Origin of the sequence: Pseudoponticoccus marisrubri (genome assembly GCF_001482405.1) — a bacterium.
Lineage (GTDB): Bacteria > Pseudomonadota > Alphaproteobacteria > Rhodobacterales > Rhodobacteraceae > Pseudoponticoccus > Pseudoponticoccus marisrubri.
Window position 1 is genome coordinate 425,502 of record NZ_LPXO01000001.1, and the last position, 13,453, is coordinate 438,954.

A 13,453-nucleotide genomic window follows, 5' to 3' on the forward strand; every position below is an offset into this window, starting at 1 on the left:
TTTGATGCGTCACTCGGCGTCTTCCTCCTCCGCATCCAGGAGTTCCATGTTGAGGCCCAGACCCCGGACCTCCTTGACGAGCACGTTGAAGGATTCCGGCACGCCGGCCTCGAAATTGTCCTCGCCCTTGACGATCGACTCGTAGACCTTGGTCCGGCCCGCCACGTCGTCCGACTTCACGGTCAGCATCTCCTGCAGCGTGTAGGCGGCGCCATAGGCTTCCAGCGCCCAGACCTCCATCTCGCCGAAGCGCTGGCCGCCGAACTGCGCCTTGCCGCCCAGCGGCTGCTGGGTCACGAGGCTGTAGGGCCCGGTGGACCGCGCGTGGATCTTGTCGTCGACAAGGTGGTGCAGCTTGAGCAGGTATTTCACGCCCACGGTCACCCGGCGGCTGAACTGCTCGCCCGTGCGGCCGTCGAACAGGACCGACTGGCCGCTGTCGTCGAAACCGGCACGCTTGAGCGCGTCGTTCACATCCGCCTCCTTGGCGCCGTCGAAGACCGGGGTGGCGATCGGCACGCCGCCCGTCACGTTGGACGCCGCCTCGACGAGGTCATCCTCGCCCATGCCGGCCAGGCCCTCTTCGTAGACCTCGTCGCCATAGGCGATGCGCAGCGCCTCGCGTACCGGGGTCAGGTCACCCGAGCGGCGATAGTCCTGCAGCGCCTCGTCGATGCGCAGGCCCATGCCGCGACCGGCCCAGCCCATATGCGTCTCGAGGATCTGGCCCACGTTCATGCGCGACGGCACGCCCAGCGGGTTGAGGCAGAAATCGACCGGCGTGCCGTCCTCGAGGAACGGCATGTCCTCTTCGGGCACCACGCGGCTGACCACGCCCTTGTTGCCGTGACGGCCGGCCATCTTGTCGCCCGGCTGGAGCTTGCGCTTCACCGCGATGAAGACCTTGACCATCTTCATCACGCCCGGCGGCAGGTCGTCGCCGCGGCGGACCTTCTCGACCTTGTCCTCGAACCGGGCATCCAGCGCGCGCTTCTGCACCTCGTACTGCTCGTGCAGCGCCTCGACATGCTTGGCATCTTCCTCCTCCCCGAGCGCCAGCTGCCACCACTGACCGCGGGTCAGGCTCTGCAGCAACTCCTCGGTGATCTCGGAATTGGCGCGCACGCCCTTGGGCCCCTTCACCGCGGTCTTGCCGAGGATCATGCCCTTGAGACGCGCATAGATGTTGCGGTCGAGGATGGCGAGTTCGTCGTCCCGGTCACGGGCCAGGCGCTCGATCTCCTCGCGCTCGATCTGCAGCGCACGTTCGTCCTTCTCGACGCCGTGGCGGTTGAACACCCGCACCTCGACCACGGTGCCGTAATCGCCCGGCTTGACCCGCAGCGAGGTGTCGCGCACGTCCGAGGCCTTTTCACCGAAGATGGCGCGCAGAAGTTTTTCTTCCGGCGTCATCGGGCTTTCGCCCTTGGGCGTGATCTTGCCCACGAGGATGTCGCCCGGCTCCACGTCGGCGCCGATATAGACGATGCCCGCCTCGTCGAGGTTGCGGAGCGCTTCCTCGCCGACGTTGGGGATGTCGCGGGTGATCTCCTCGGGGCCGAGCTTGGTGTCGCGCGCGGCCACTTCGAATTCCTCGATATGGACCGAGGTGAACACGTCATCCTTGGCGATCCGCTCGGAGATCAGGATCGAGTCCTCGTAGTTGTAGCCGTTCCACGGCATGAAGGCGACGATCACGTTCTTGCCGAGCGCCAGCTCGCCCAGATCGGTCGAGGGGCCATCGGCGATGACCTCGTTCTTGCCGACCTGCTGGCCCACCTTCACCAGCGGACGCTGGTTGATGCAGGTGTTCTGGTTCGAGCGCTGGAACTTGCGCATCCGGTAGATGTCGACCCCGGGGTCGCCGGGCTCGAGATCGTCTGTGGCGCGGATCACGATCCGCTGCGCGTCGACCTGGTCGATCACGCCGCCACGGCGCGCCAGGACGGCGGCGCCGGAATCGCGGGCCACGATCTCCTCGATGCCGGTGCCCACGATGGGCGCCTCGGAGCGCAGCGTCGGCACGGCCTGCCGCTGCATGTTCGAGCCCATCAGTGCGCGGTTGGCGTCGTCATTCTCGAGGAACGGGATCAGCGAGGCCGCGACCGACACCAGCTGCTTGGGCGACACGTCGATCAGGTCGACGTTCTCGCGCGGGGCCAGCGTGTAGTCGCCCGCCTGACGGGTCGAGACCAGGTCGTTGTTGAACCGCCCGCCCTCGTCCAGCGAAGCGTTCGCCTGCGCCACGGTGTGCCGCATCTCCTCGGTGGCGGACATGTAGTGGACCTCGTCGGTCACCACGGCGTCCTTGACCACGCGGTAGGGCGTCTCGATGAAGCCGTACTTGTTCACCCGCGCAAAGGTGGCGAGCGAGTTGATCAGGCCGATATTCGGGCCTTCCGGCGTCTCGATCGGGCACATGCGGCCGTAATGCGTCGGGTGCACGTCGCGCACCTCGAAGCCGGCGCGCTCGCGCGTCAGGCCGCCGGGGCCAAGCGCCGAGAGGCGCCGCTTGTGCGTCACTTCCGACAGCGGGTTGGTCTGGTCCATGAACTGCGACAGCTGCGACGAGCCGAAGAACTCGCGCACCGCGGCCGCGGCCGGCTTGGCGTTGATCAGGTCCTGCGGCATGACCGTGTCAATCTCGACCGAGGACATGCGCTCCTTGATGGCGCGCTCCATGCGCAGCAGGCCGACGCGGTACTGGTTCTCCATCAGCTCGCCGACCGAGCGCACCCGGCGGTTGCCGAGATGGTCGATGTCGTCGATGTCGCCGCGGCCGTCGCGCAGGTCGACCAGCGCCTTGATGCAGGCGACGATATCCTCGCGGTCCAGCGTGCGCTGGGTGTCGGGCTTTTCGAGCGCAAGGCGCATGTTCATCTTCACGCGGCCCACGGCCGAGAGGTCATAGCGCTCGGCGTCGAAGAACAGCGTGTCGAACAGGGCCGAGGCCGCCTCGACGGTGGGCGGCTCGCCCGGGCGCATGACGCGGTAGATGTCCATGAGCGCGGTGTCGCGGTTCATGTTCTTGTCCTGCGCCATGGTGTTGCGCATGTACGGACCGACCGTGACGTTGTCGATGTCCAGCACCGGGATCTCGGTGATGCCGGCGTCCAGCAGCTCCTTGAGCGACCCGCCGGTGACCTCGCCATCCTTGTCGACGGTCCAGGTCAGCTCGTCGCCGGCCTCGACATAGATCGCGCCGGTCTCTTCGTTGATGATGTCGCGGGCCACGAACTTGCCGACGATCTGGTCGAAGGGCAGCAGCAGGTTCTGGACCTGGCCCTCGTCGATCAGCTTCTTGACGGCGCGCGGGGTGACCTTCTTGCCGGCCTCGGCGATGATCTCGCCGCTGTCGGCATCCACGAGGTCATAGGTCGGACGGGTGCCGCGCACGCGCTCGGGGAAGAACCTGGTCGCCCAGCCCTCGCCACGGCGATACTCGTAGTTCACCGTGTTGTAATAGGCATCCATGATGGATTCCTGGTCGAGACCCAGCGCATAGAGCAACGTGGTCACCGGCAGCTTGCGGCGCCGGTCGATGCGGGCAAAGACGATGTCCTTGGCGTCGAACTCGAAATCCAGCCACGAGCCGCGATAGGGGATGATGCGGCAGGCGAAGAGCAGCTTGCCCGAGCTGTGCGTCTTGCCCTTGTCATGGTCGAAGAAGACGCCCGGGCTGCGGTGCATCTGCGACACGATGACGCGCTCGGTGCCGTTCACGATGAAGGTGCCGTTGGGCGTCATCAGGGGCATGTCGCCCATGAAGACATCCTGCTCCTTGATGTCTTTCACCGACTTGGCGCCGGTATCCTCGTCCACGTCGAAGACGATCAGGCGCAGAGTGACCTTCAGCGGCGCGGCATAGGTCATGTCGCGCTGCATGCACTCCTCTACGTCGTATTTCGGCTTTTCCAGCTCGTAATCGACGAATTCCAGCGTGCTGGTCTCGTTGAAATCCTTGATCGGGAAGACGGACTGGAAGACGCCCTTGATGCCCTCGCCGTCCAGCGGCTTGGGGGCGTCGCCCGATTTCAGGAACAGCTCGTAGCTGGACTTCTGAACCTCGATGAGGTTCGGCATTTCAAGGACTTCGCGGATTTTGCCATAGTACCGGCGAAGACGTTTCTGTCCGAGGAAGCTTTGCGCCATGTGAGGAGCCACCCTTTCGATGTTCTCTGCCCGAACGCGCCGGCCGTCGGGCCCCGGCGGCGCATTCCGTCAGTCACGGCGGATGACCCGATCCATTCTCGGCCGGCGTCCCACCGCCAGCCACTCGATCCGGTTGATCCTGCCTTGGGAAACCTCTCGACCCCGAGAGGCTTGCCAAGCCGGGACGTACCCCGTGCCGCACCCTTGTCCTGATTGTCCTGAGATCGCAGGGATGTGGGGGCGGATGGTTGAAACTTCAATACGACCTGCGCACCTCCCGACCGGAACACGACTGGCGGATTCGAATCAATCGAACCCGCAAGAGATTTCCGAATATTCCGTGAAGCGCAGGAACGCAAGTCCCCGGCCGGAGATTTGCTGCTTATCCACCACCCCACGATGACAAAAACCGCGCGAAAGGTCAAGCTTGGCGCACGTCCCCCGGGCCTTTCCCGTGACCTGCAAGGCGCACCCCTGCCCCGCCGCGCGGGGATATCGGACGAAAAAGGCGCCCCCGCGATGCGGGAGCGCCCTTGATACGTGACAGCTGCGGGGCGCATGCCCCGCAAGCCCGATCACTTGAGCTCGACTTCGGCGCCTGCCTCTTCGAGCTTCTTCTTGATTTCCTCGGCCTCGTCCTTGGAAACGCCTTCCTTGACGGGCTTGCCGCCGGCTTCGACGAGTTCCTTGGCTTCCTTGAGGCCCAGGCCGGTGATGCCGCGGACTTCCTTGATGACGTTGATCTTCTTGGCGCCAGCCGCCTTCAGGATCACGTCGAATTCGGTCTGCTCCTCGGCGGCTTCGCCACCGGCAGCACCGTCGGCCGGGCCCGCCATCATGACGGCGCCACCGGCTGCCGGCTCGATGCCGTACTCGTCCTTGAGGATGGTTTTCAGTTCCTGTGCCTCGAGCAGCGTGAGGTTCACGATTTGCTCGGCAAGTGCTTTGAGATCAGCCATTTTGAGACTCTTTCCGTATGCTTGATGTGTTCCAACGTCAGGGCGCGGGCCCTACGCAGATCCTTGGATGCCTTACGCCGCTTCCTGCTTTTCCTCGATGGTCGACAGGATGGAGGCGATGTTCGATGCAGGTGCGCCAATGGCCCCGGCGATGTTCGAAGCAGGTGCGCCGATGCAGCCGACGATGGAAGCGATGAGCTCCTCGCGCGACGGCATCTTCGACACGGCCTCGACACCGGCCCGGTCCAGCTTGGTGCCCGCCATGGCCCCGCCAAGGATCTCCAACTTCTTGTTGTCCTTGGCGAAGTCCTCGATGACCTTGGCCGCAGCGACCGGGTCCTCGGAGAAGGTGAGCACCGTCATGCCGTCGAGGTACTCGGAGATCTCCTCGGCGGGAGTCCCCTTGACGGCAATCCTGGCGAGCCTGTTCTTGGCGACGCGGACCGTCGATTCACCCTTGCGGGCGCGATCGCGCAGGTCCGTCATCTCGGCAACCGTGAGACCTTCGTAGCGGGCCACCACCACGACGCCAGAGCTTTCGAAGATCTGGCCGAGTTCCTCGACCACTTTCTCTTTCTGGGCTCTATCCACAGTTTCACTCCAGTTGTTGGAGGGCGGACCCTCCGGCTCTTTCCGGCAGGTTGCCCTGCCATTGAAGTCCGAATGAGGGTCGACGCATCCCGTGGCGCCCGGGGTCACGAAGGACCGGGGCGGAAAAGATGTCTCTTCCCGTCTCGGGCAGGAATTACTGGCTGGCGCCGACCCACCGTCTCGGACGAATGCAGCGGGGCCGACGAATCGGATCCCCTTGCAGGCTCAAGCGCATACAGGGTTTCCCCGCCCCCGCCAAGGGGGCATGCGCTCAGCGACGTGCCATCGCCTCGCGCAGCGCGGTGGAAAAGGCGCGCGGCTCGGCCAGCGCATAGAATTCGCGGATCAGCGGCGAGATATGCGCCTGCGCCTCGGCGGTCTCGAAACTGTCCGCCTGCGCGATGAACCCCTGCTCGTAGAGGAACTCGTCGGAATAGCCGGGCAATATCCACGCGATGTCGAAGGGCACCGCGCCGGGGTCGAGCTTGTTCACCGTGCGCGCCAGCACATTGGTGCAGTTGGAGAACAGCGTGTTGTACCAGCGCGGCTGCGCGGCCAGGTCGGCGGTCTCGTCCAGCATGGCGCGCAGCACCGCCTTCTGCTGCTCCAGCGGAATGTCCAGCGGGTACAGGTAAAGCTGGTCCTCGGCCCAGAACTCGGAATTGCCGAACATGTCCCGCTCGGTCGTCCAGAGGAACATGTACTCGAAGATCGGCAGCACGGCGGCCTTGGGGGCGCTGTAGGTCTCGCCCACCTCGCGCCGCGCCTCGATCGAGACGACATGCGCGCTGCCATCCTCGAAGGCGAAGGACAGCATGGTATGCGCGATGGCGTCCACATCGCCGAAGGGCTCGACCAGGTAATAGGCTTGCGTCAGCGTGTCGGGGTCGATCGCGACATCCTCCCAGCGCTCGGCCCGCGGGGTGCCGTCCGGCGCGTAGTCCCAGTTGCGCAGGTTCTCGACCCGGTAGATCCCGTCGCTTTCGCTGACCTGCGGCAGGCGGGCGTGATCGGCCCGCCAGTTGCGGTCATGCGAGGGGGTGGCGAGCTGCCAGTTGAGCCAGAGCCCGGCGACGACCACCACAAGCGCGGCCAGAACGATGGGGAAAAGCTTTTTCATCCCCGCTCTCTAGCGCGGGATTGCGGCCGGACCAAGACGGCAGCGGGGCCGCGACGGGCCGGCGCGGCGCAGGAACATGGCCCCGGGGCGCATCATTGGGCCCATGAAAGGGGGCATCATCGATTTCTTCCGCAGCCTCACCGCCGCCGGCTTTGCCGCCACGGCGATCAGCTATGGCCCCGCGCGCATGGGGTTCGGCCTGTTCGTGCCCGCGTTCCGGGCAGAGTTCGGCCTCTCCGCGGCGCAGGTGGGTCTCATCTCCAGCCTCGGCTTCGCCGGGTTCCTCGTCGGGCTGCTGATCGCGCAAGGGATGCTGGGCCGGCTGGGGCCGATCGGGCCGGTCCTGTCCGGGCTGACGGCCGCGACGACGGGGCTTTTGATCGTCGCGCTGACGCCCGACGTGACGTGGCTGGCAATCGGCGTCTGCCTTGCCGCCTCGAGCGCGGGCTTTGCCTGGACGCCCTTCAACGACGCGGTGCATCGCAAGGTGCGGGACGTGGACCGGCCCACCGCCCTGTCCGAGATCAGCACCGGGACGAGCGTCGGCATCGCGCTGGCCGGGCTGACGGCGCTGAGCATGGCCCTGTGCGGCATCGGCTGGCGGGTCTGCTGGGGCGTCTTCGCGGGGGCGAGTGCCTTGGCACTGGTCGGCAACGGGCTGGCACTGCGTCGGGTGGAGCGGGCCCCGCAAGCGCGCAGCACGCCCGGCTGGCGGGCCCTGTGCAAGCCCGCCGCGGCACCGCTTGCGGGCGTGGCCTTCACCTTCGGCGTCACCTCGGCCGTCTATATCTCCTTCGCCGCCGGACGCTTCGCGGAAGACGGCCTGCCCGGGGTCCCGCCGGACAGCGTCGCGCCGCTGGTCTTCATCTGCTACGGACTGTTCGGCTTGGCAGGCCTGCTGACCGACCACGCGCGGCATCGTCTCGGCCTGCATTGGCTGCTGCGCCTGCTGTTTCTCGCTTCGGCGGGTTCTCTGGCGCTGGCCGGGCTCTGCCCCGACAGTCCCGCCGCGCTTGTTGCCTCCGCCGGTTTGCAGGGGATCAACGTCATGATGACCAGCGCCGTGCTGGCCTTCTGGTCTGAGCGCCTGTTCCCCGCCCTGCCCGCGCTGGGGTTCACCGCCACGCTGCTCGCCATGGCGACGGGCAGCGTGCTTGGCCCCGCGCTGGCCGGGCAAATCGGCGGCGCGCTTTACCCGGCGGCGCGGTTCCTCGGCACCGCCCTGCTGCCCCTGCTCGCGGCGGCATTCCTTCCCGGCCGCGTCACCGACGCGCGCCCGGGATCCGGCCTGGCCGCGACATGACCGGCCACAACGACCAATCCCAATGAAAAAGGGCGCCCCGGCCGGGACGCCCCAATCACTGACGCATACGCTTCGGCTCAGTTGCCGGTGGCGTTGCTCACGTCGACGGTCACGCCCGGGCCCATCGAGGAGCTGAGCGCGATCTTCTTCATGTAGGTGCCCTTGGCACCGGCCGGCTTCGCGGCCGAAACGGCGTTCACGAAGGCGCGGATGTTCTCGGCCAGCTGGCCTGCATCGAACGAGACCTTGCCGACACCGGCATGGACCACGCCGGCCTTCTCGGCCTTGAACTGGACCTGGCCGCCCTTGGCGTCCTTGACCGCCTGCGCGACATCCATGGTCACCGTGCCGACCTTGGGGTTCGGCATCAGGTTGCGCGGGCCCAGGATCTTGCCCAGGCGGCCGACGATCGGCATCATGTCCGGCGTCGCGATGCAACGGTCGAACTCGATCGTGCCGCCCTGAATGGTTTCCATCAGGTCTTCGGCGCCGACGATATCCGCACCGGCCTCTTTCGCCTCGTCGGCCTTGGGGCCGCGGGCAAAGACGGCGACGCGGACGGTCTTGCCGGTGCCGTTGGGCAGGCCGACGACGCCGCGGACCATCTGGTCGGCGTGGCGCGGATCGACGCCGAGGTTCATCGCGATCTCGACGGTCTCGTCGAATTTCGCGCTGGCGTTGGACTTGATGAGCGAGACGGCGTCCTCGACCGAGAGATCGGTCTTGCCGGCAAAGGCCTCACGGGCGGCGCGGGCGCGTTTTCCGAGTTTTGCCATGATGATTACCCCTTCACCTCGATGCCCATCGACTTGGCCGAGCCAAGGATGATCTGCATGGCCGACTCGACGTCATTGGCCGAGAGGTCCTTCATCTTGGCCTCGGCGATCTCGCGCACCTGGGCCACGGTCACGGTGGCGATCGTCTCGCGGCCGGGCGCCTCGGCGCCGCGCGGACGGTTGCGCTTGCCCACGGGCTTCAGGCCGGCGGCCTTCTTCAGGTAGTAAGACGCGGGCGGCGTCTTGATGTCCATCGTGAAGGACTTGTCCTGATAGTAGGTGATCAGGGTCGGGCACGGCGCACCCGGCTCCATCTCCTGCGTGCGGGCGTTGAACGCCTTGCAGAATTCCATGATGTTGATGCCGCGCTGACCCAGGGCGGGGCCCACGGGCGGCGAGGGGTTGGCCTTGCCTGCAGGGATCTGCAGCTTCATCTTGCCGGCGAGCTTCTTGGCCATCGGCGTCTCCTGTTCCATCTCCCCGTGGTCGCGACCCCGGGGCGTTTGCGTGGCGTGGTGCGGACGGGACTTCGCGAAGCCCCTGCCTCCCACGGTGGATCCCGCGCATGGGCGTACCCTGCACGGTGAACCGGCCGGTTAGCTGCTCCGCGCCGATTTGGCAAGCGATTCCCGTGCGGCCCGTGGCGATGGGCGCTAGCCGGTGGCCACCGCCCGATCCACCGCGCCCGTGTCGCGGGCCATCTCGGCAAAGATCCAGTCGCGGAAGGCGCGGATCATCGGGTCGTCGCGGCGGCTTTCGGGATAGGCGACGGAATAGATCGTCACCGGCATGGTCACCGCGTCGAAAAGCCGTTCCAGCCGCCCCGAGGCCAGCGTGCCGCGCACCATCATGTCATAGGCCAGCGCCACGCCCTGCCCCTGCTCGGCCGCCGTGGTCGACAGTTCGCAATTGGGAAAGACCGGGCCGCGTGGCATCGACGGCTCGGCCATGCCGGCGGCGCGGAACCACTCGCCCCAGGCATCGAGCGTCTCGTCATGCATCAGCCGCAGACGCAGCAGGTCCTCGGGCACGGAGACACCTTCGCGCCGGCGCAGCGCGGGGCTGATGACCGGGTAGCGCCACGAGGACATGAAGGGCTCGGTCACCACGCCGGGCACCGGCGCATCGGCCCACTGGATCACCAGGTCGCTGCCATTGCTGGCGAAATCGGTCGAAGGCGCGCCGGTCGAGACGGCCAGCCGCACGCGGTCGCCAAAGCTCAGCCGGTCAAGCCGCGGCACCAGCCAGCGCGCGGCAAAGCCCGGGGTGCAGAGCACGCGGAACGGCCGGGCGCCGGCCTCCTGCACCGATCGCGTGCTTTCCTCGAAGGCGTTCAGCAGGCCCGTCAGCTTGCCGGCATAGCCGCGCCCGGTCAGCGTCAGCGCGATGGCATTGCCCCGCCGCTCGAAGAGCTGCGTGTCGAGATAGGCTTCGAGCGCGCGGATCTGGTGGCTGACGGCCGAGGGGGACAGGCACAGCTCCTCGGCGGCCGCCTTGAAGCTGAGATGCCGGGCCGCGGCCTCGAAGGCGCGGACGGCGGCGAACGGTGGAAAGGCCCGTCCCATGGAAGAATTCCTTTCACCCGAGGCTGAATAAACGTCTTTTGCCGCGTAACAGGTCCGATCGTACCATTTCAGCACCGTTTCTCAAAATCCTTTGGAGGCTTTGATGCGCCTGTTCCCACGCCTTGGCGGGCCGATCCTGTGTGCCCTGATGCTATTGACCCAGCCGGCCCGCGCCGCGGATCCCGATCCCCTTGCATGGCGCAGCGCGCCCGACATGGCCGCGCTGGTCGGCCTTCTCGAAGGCTGGCTCGATGCCCAGCCGGGCGCGCTGCCGCGCCGCACCACCCCGCCCGAGATCCGGCTGATCGGCGCGCCACGCGCCGCCTCGATGCACAGCGCGCTCTTCGCCTCGCATCAGGGGCGGCTGCGCGGGCTCTACGATCCGCAGGCACAGACCGTCTACCTCGTGCATCCATGGAGCGCGCGCGACCCGTTCGACGTGGGCGTGCTGCTGCACGAGCTGGTGCATCACCGACAGAACGGCGCGGGCCACTGGTACTGCCCCGGGGCGCAGGAGCTGCCCGCCTACCGGCTGCAACAGCGCTGGTTGCAGGGCATGGGGCTGGAGCCGGACGTGAACTGGATCGCCGTGGTGCTGGAGGCCGGCTGCACCCCACGGGACATCCATCCCGACTGATCCCGGCCTTAAAGGGTCTGGTCTGGCCGCTTGCCTAACGCATCGTACAGGCCCGGTGTCGGCGGGGCCGGACACCACCCTGAGTGCGCGTATAGCATCAGGTATCGCCAAAGCTGACAGTGGACCCCGCCTCCGGTATCCTCGGTACATGGAGGGCGGGATATGACGAACCGTGTCACGGGTGGGTGCAAGTGTGGCCTCGTCAGGTATCAGGGTACGCGGCTCGACGCTCCGATGTTCCGGTGTCACTGCCGCGATTGCCAGAGGCTGACAGGGGCCGGCCATGCCGAGATGATGCCCTTGTCGATCAAGGGCTTTTCCATCGGCGCGGACTGCAAGAGCTTCAAGATGACCGGCGGATCGGGACAGCCGACCTTCAGCGGCTTCTGCCCCAATTGCGGATCGCAACTCACCAGAAACAGCGCCCGGATGAGCGATCGGATCTACGTCCACGCCGCATCGCTGGACGACCCGGGCCTCTACCGCCCCGACAAGTCGATCTACGCCGACGCGGCACCGGATTGGGACAGGGCAGCAATCATAGCGAGCGACTGAGGGCGCGCATCAGCCCCTCGCGCCCCGCACACACGGCCGCCCGAACGAAAAAGGGGCGCCGGACCGCTCCGGCGCCCCCTCTATGCACTCTGGGGGACCTGTGAAATCAGGCCTCGTAGCCCAGCTTGTAGACATGGATCTCGAAGGTCGGGTGCTGCTCGGCATTGACCAGCTCGGGGCGCGCATGGCGGAAGGTCGAGCGCCAGTAAGGCTGAATGACGACGCCTTCCTCCTGCATGATCCGCTGCAGCTTGGCCGACAGCTCGCGACGCGTATCGGCATCGGCGATCGACAGAGCCTCCTGCAGGGTGGCGTCGAACTCCGCGTTGGAGAAGCCGGTCTCGTTCCACGGCTCGCCCGAGCGGTAGGCCAGCGCGAGCACCTGCACGCCCAGCGGGCGTTGCGCCCAGTCGGTGGCCGAGAACGGGTATTGCGTCCAGTCGTTCCAGAAGGTGCTGCCGGGGATCACCGTGCGGCGCACCGGGATGCCGGCGTCGCGCAGCTGGGCCGCGACCGCGTCACAGGTATTGCGGCGCCAGTTGTCGTCGATCGAGATCAGCTCGTGCTCGAAATCACCCAGGCCCGCCTCCTGCAGCATGGCCAGCGCCTGCTCGGGGTCGGTCTCGGGCGCCGGAAGCTCGGCATATTCGGGATGGATCGGGCAGACATGGTGGTTCTCGGCCAGCGTGCCGCGCCCGGCATAGCCCAGCTCAAGGCAGATCGCGTTCGACACGGCCAGCGCCAGCGCGCGGCGCACCGCGGCGTCGGCATAGGGTGTCTGGCCGTTCACCTCGGCATTCTGGTTGGTGCGGATCACCACGGTGTTGGCGGTAACGGTCTCGGACTTGGTCCAGCCGATCGTGTCCATCAGATCGACGAACTCGCCCAGCGATTCATAGAGCATGTCGACCTCGCCCGCATCGGCGGCGGCGAAATGCGCGGCCTGGTCGGTGCCGAAATCGTGGTACTCGATCCGGTCGGCATAGGGCCCGCCGAAGACCTCGGTGCCCCACCAGTCATGGTCGGTGTTGCGCTCCATGGCCGAGCGCACGCCCACTTCGAGCTCGACCGGGCGGTAGGGGCCCGTGCCCTTGGACATCATCGGGTCGCCGTTGAAATCCTGCGGCACGATGGCGGCCGGGTAGTCCGAGAACCCCGCGATCAGCGTGATGTCCGGCGCGTTCAGCGCCAGCGTCACGGTCATCTCGTCGGTCTCGGTGATCGCGCCCTCGCGCGCCATCCCGGTCTCGGTGTCGATCAGCGGCGTCATGCGCGACGCCATGGAGTTGCCCTCGACCCCGGTCTCGCACCAGCGGGCGATGTTGAAGGCCACGTCGGCGGCGGTGAAGGGGGTGCCGTCGCTCCAGGTCACGCCCGGGCGCACGCGCAGCACGTATTCCGTGGCGTCGTCGCTGACCTCCCAGCTTTCCAGCAGCATCGGCTTGAACGAGCCGTCACGCTGGTACTCGACAAGGTATTCCAGCCAGCCGCGCGACAAGTTCGACATTTGCGGCCAGTCATAGGTGCGCGGATCTTTCAGCGGGCGCACGTCGGACTGGATGCGGATCGTGCCGCCCATCTGCGGCTGGGCGGCGGCGGGGCTGGGCGCGGCCAGCCCGATCAGGCCATAGGCGGCGGTGGCGGTGACACCCAGCGAGGTCGCGCGGGTCAGGAATTCGCGCCGCGACAGCTGCCCGGCGGCATGTTCTGCGGCAAGATCACGGGCGGCGGGGTGGATATGTCCGGATGTCATGGAATCTCCGATCGACGTGGCGCAAGAGGCGCACTGTTGGGC

At 66.8% G+C, this 13,453-nt stretch carries 11 protein-coding genes; 3 read left to right on the forward strand and 8 right to left on the reverse strand.

Translation table 11 applies throughout. The annotated features are described in order from the left end of the window. Positions 1-9: 9 nt before the first annotated feature. The 4 genes from rpoB to AVJ23_RS02115 all read right to left on the reverse strand — a co-directional run bounded on the left by rpoB (position 10) and on the right by AVJ23_RS02115 (position 6,822). A complete protein-coding gene (rpoB, locus tag AVJ23_RS02100; protein ID WP_058860486.1) occupies positions 10-4,152 on the reverse strand; it encodes a DNA-directed RNA polymerase subunit beta in 4,143 nt (1,380 codons plus the stop codon). A 575-nt stretch (positions 4,153-4,727) separates the two neighbouring features. Beyond that, entirely contained in the window at positions 4,728-5,111 is a 384-nt protein-coding gene (rplL, locus tag AVJ23_RS02105) for a 50S ribosomal protein L7/L12 (RefSeq protein WP_058860487.1), read from the reverse strand. Positions 5,112-5,183: 72 nt separating this feature from the next. After that, positions 5,184-5,702, reverse strand: a complete 519-nt coding sequence (gene rplJ / locus AVJ23_RS02110; RefSeq protein WP_058860488.1) for a 50S ribosomal protein L10 — start codon at positions 5,700-5,702, stop codon at positions 5,184-5,186. Positions 5,703-5,973: 271 nt separating this feature from the next. Further along, entirely contained in the window at positions 5,974-6,822 is an 849-nt protein-coding gene (locus AVJ23_RS02115; RefSeq protein ID WP_058860489.1) for a lipoprotein N-acyltransferase Lnb domain-containing protein, read from the reverse strand. 103 nt (positions 6,823-6,925) lie between these two features. On the opposite strand from AVJ23_RS02115, the gene AVJ23_RS02120 reads away from it, so the two are divergent. Next, on the forward strand, positions 6,926-8,125 hold the full coding sequence (locus AVJ23_RS02120; RefSeq protein WP_084794225.1) for an MFS transporter: 1,200 nt from the start codon (positions 6,926-6,928) through the stop codon (positions 8,123-8,125). A 77-nt stretch (positions 8,126-8,202) separates the two neighbouring features. Here the strand turns inward: AVJ23_RS02120 and rplA are convergent, their stop codons facing one another. The 3 genes from rplA to AVJ23_RS02135 form a co-directional block, all read right to left on the reverse strand. Further along, positions 8,203-8,901, reverse strand: coding sequence for a 50S ribosomal protein L1 (rplA, locus tag AVJ23_RS02125; RefSeq protein WP_058860490.1), 699 nt, complete (start codon positions 8,899-8,901; stop codon positions 8,203-8,205). A 5-nt stretch (positions 8,902-8,906) separates the two neighbouring features. Next, positions 8,907-9,359, reverse strand: a complete 453-nt coding sequence (gene rplK / locus AVJ23_RS02130; RefSeq protein ID WP_058860491.1) for a 50S ribosomal protein L11 — start codon at positions 9,357-9,359, stop codon at positions 8,907-8,909. A gap of 195 nt (positions 9,360-9,554) precedes the next feature. Next, positions 9,555-10,466 carry a LysR substrate-binding domain-containing protein gene (locus AVJ23_RS02135; protein ID WP_058860492.1) on the reverse strand — a complete coding sequence of 304 codons (912 nt, stop codon included), beginning with the start codon at positions 10,464-10,466 and terminating at the stop codon, positions 9,555-9,557. Positions 10,467-10,569: 103 nt separating this feature from the next. Here AVJ23_RS02135 and AVJ23_RS02140 point away from each other — a divergent pair, with 103 nt between their 5' ends. Together AVJ23_RS02140 and AVJ23_RS02145 are read left to right on the forward strand one after the other, a co-directional pair. Then, on the forward strand, positions 10,570-11,103 hold the full coding sequence (locus AVJ23_RS02140) for a DUF6647 family protein (protein WP_058860493.1): 534 nt from the start codon (positions 10,570-10,572) through the stop codon (positions 11,101-11,103). 162 nt (positions 11,104-11,265) lie between these two features. Continuing rightward, positions 11,266-11,658: a GFA family protein gene (locus tag AVJ23_RS02145; protein ID WP_058860494.1), complete on the forward strand. Its 393-nt coding sequence runs from the start codon at positions 11,266-11,268 to the stop codon at positions 11,656-11,658. A gap of 106 nt (positions 11,659-11,764) precedes the next feature. Here the strand turns inward: AVJ23_RS02145 and AVJ23_RS02150 are convergent, their stop codons facing one another. Next, positions 11,765-13,411 (reverse strand): ABC transporter substrate-binding protein, encoded by a 1,647-nt coding sequence (locus AVJ23_RS02150; RefSeq protein ID WP_058860495.1) that lies wholly within the window; start codon positions 13,409-13,411, stop codon positions 11,765-11,767. Between the last annotated feature and the right edge of the window lie 42 nt (positions 13,412-13,453).

Coding starts and splice junctions, on each gene's coding strand:
- rpoB (WP_058860486.1), bottom strand. CDS start 4,152: ATGGCGCAAAGCTTCCTCGGACAGAAACGTCTTCGCCGGTACTATGGC.
- rplL (WP_058860487.1), bottom strand. CDS start 5,111: ATGGCTGATCTCAAAGCACTTGCCGAGCAAATCGTGAACCTCACGCTG.
- AVJ23_RS02115 (WP_058860489.1), bottom strand. CDS start 6,822: ATGAAAAAGCTTTTCCCCATCGTTCTGGCCGCGCTTGTGGTGGTCGTC.
- AVJ23_RS02120 (WP_084794225.1), top strand. CDS start 6,926: ATGAAAGGGGGCATCATCGATTTCTTCCGCAGCCTCACCGCCGCCGGC.
- rplA (WP_058860490.1), bottom strand. CDS start 8,901: ATGGCAAAACTCGGAAAACGCGCCCGCGCCGCCCGTGAGGCCTTTGCC.
- rplK (WP_058860491.1), bottom strand. CDS start 9,359: ATGGCCAAGAAGCTCGCCGGCAAGATGAAGCTGCAGATCCCTGCAGGC.
- AVJ23_RS02135 (WP_058860492.1), bottom strand. CDS start 10,466: ATGGGACGGGCCTTTCCACCGTTCGCCGCCGTCCGCGCCTTCGAGGCC.
- AVJ23_RS02140 (WP_058860493.1), top strand. CDS start 10,570: ATGCGCCTGTTCCCACGCCTTGGCGGGCCGATCCTGTGTGCCCTGATG.
- AVJ23_RS02145 (WP_058860494.1), top strand. CDS start 11,266: ATGACGAACCGTGTCACGGGTGGGTGCAAGTGTGGCCTCGTCAGGTAT.
- AVJ23_RS02150 (WP_058860495.1), bottom strand. CDS start 13,411: ATGACATCCGGACATATCCACCCCGCCGCCCGTGATCTTGCCGCAGAA.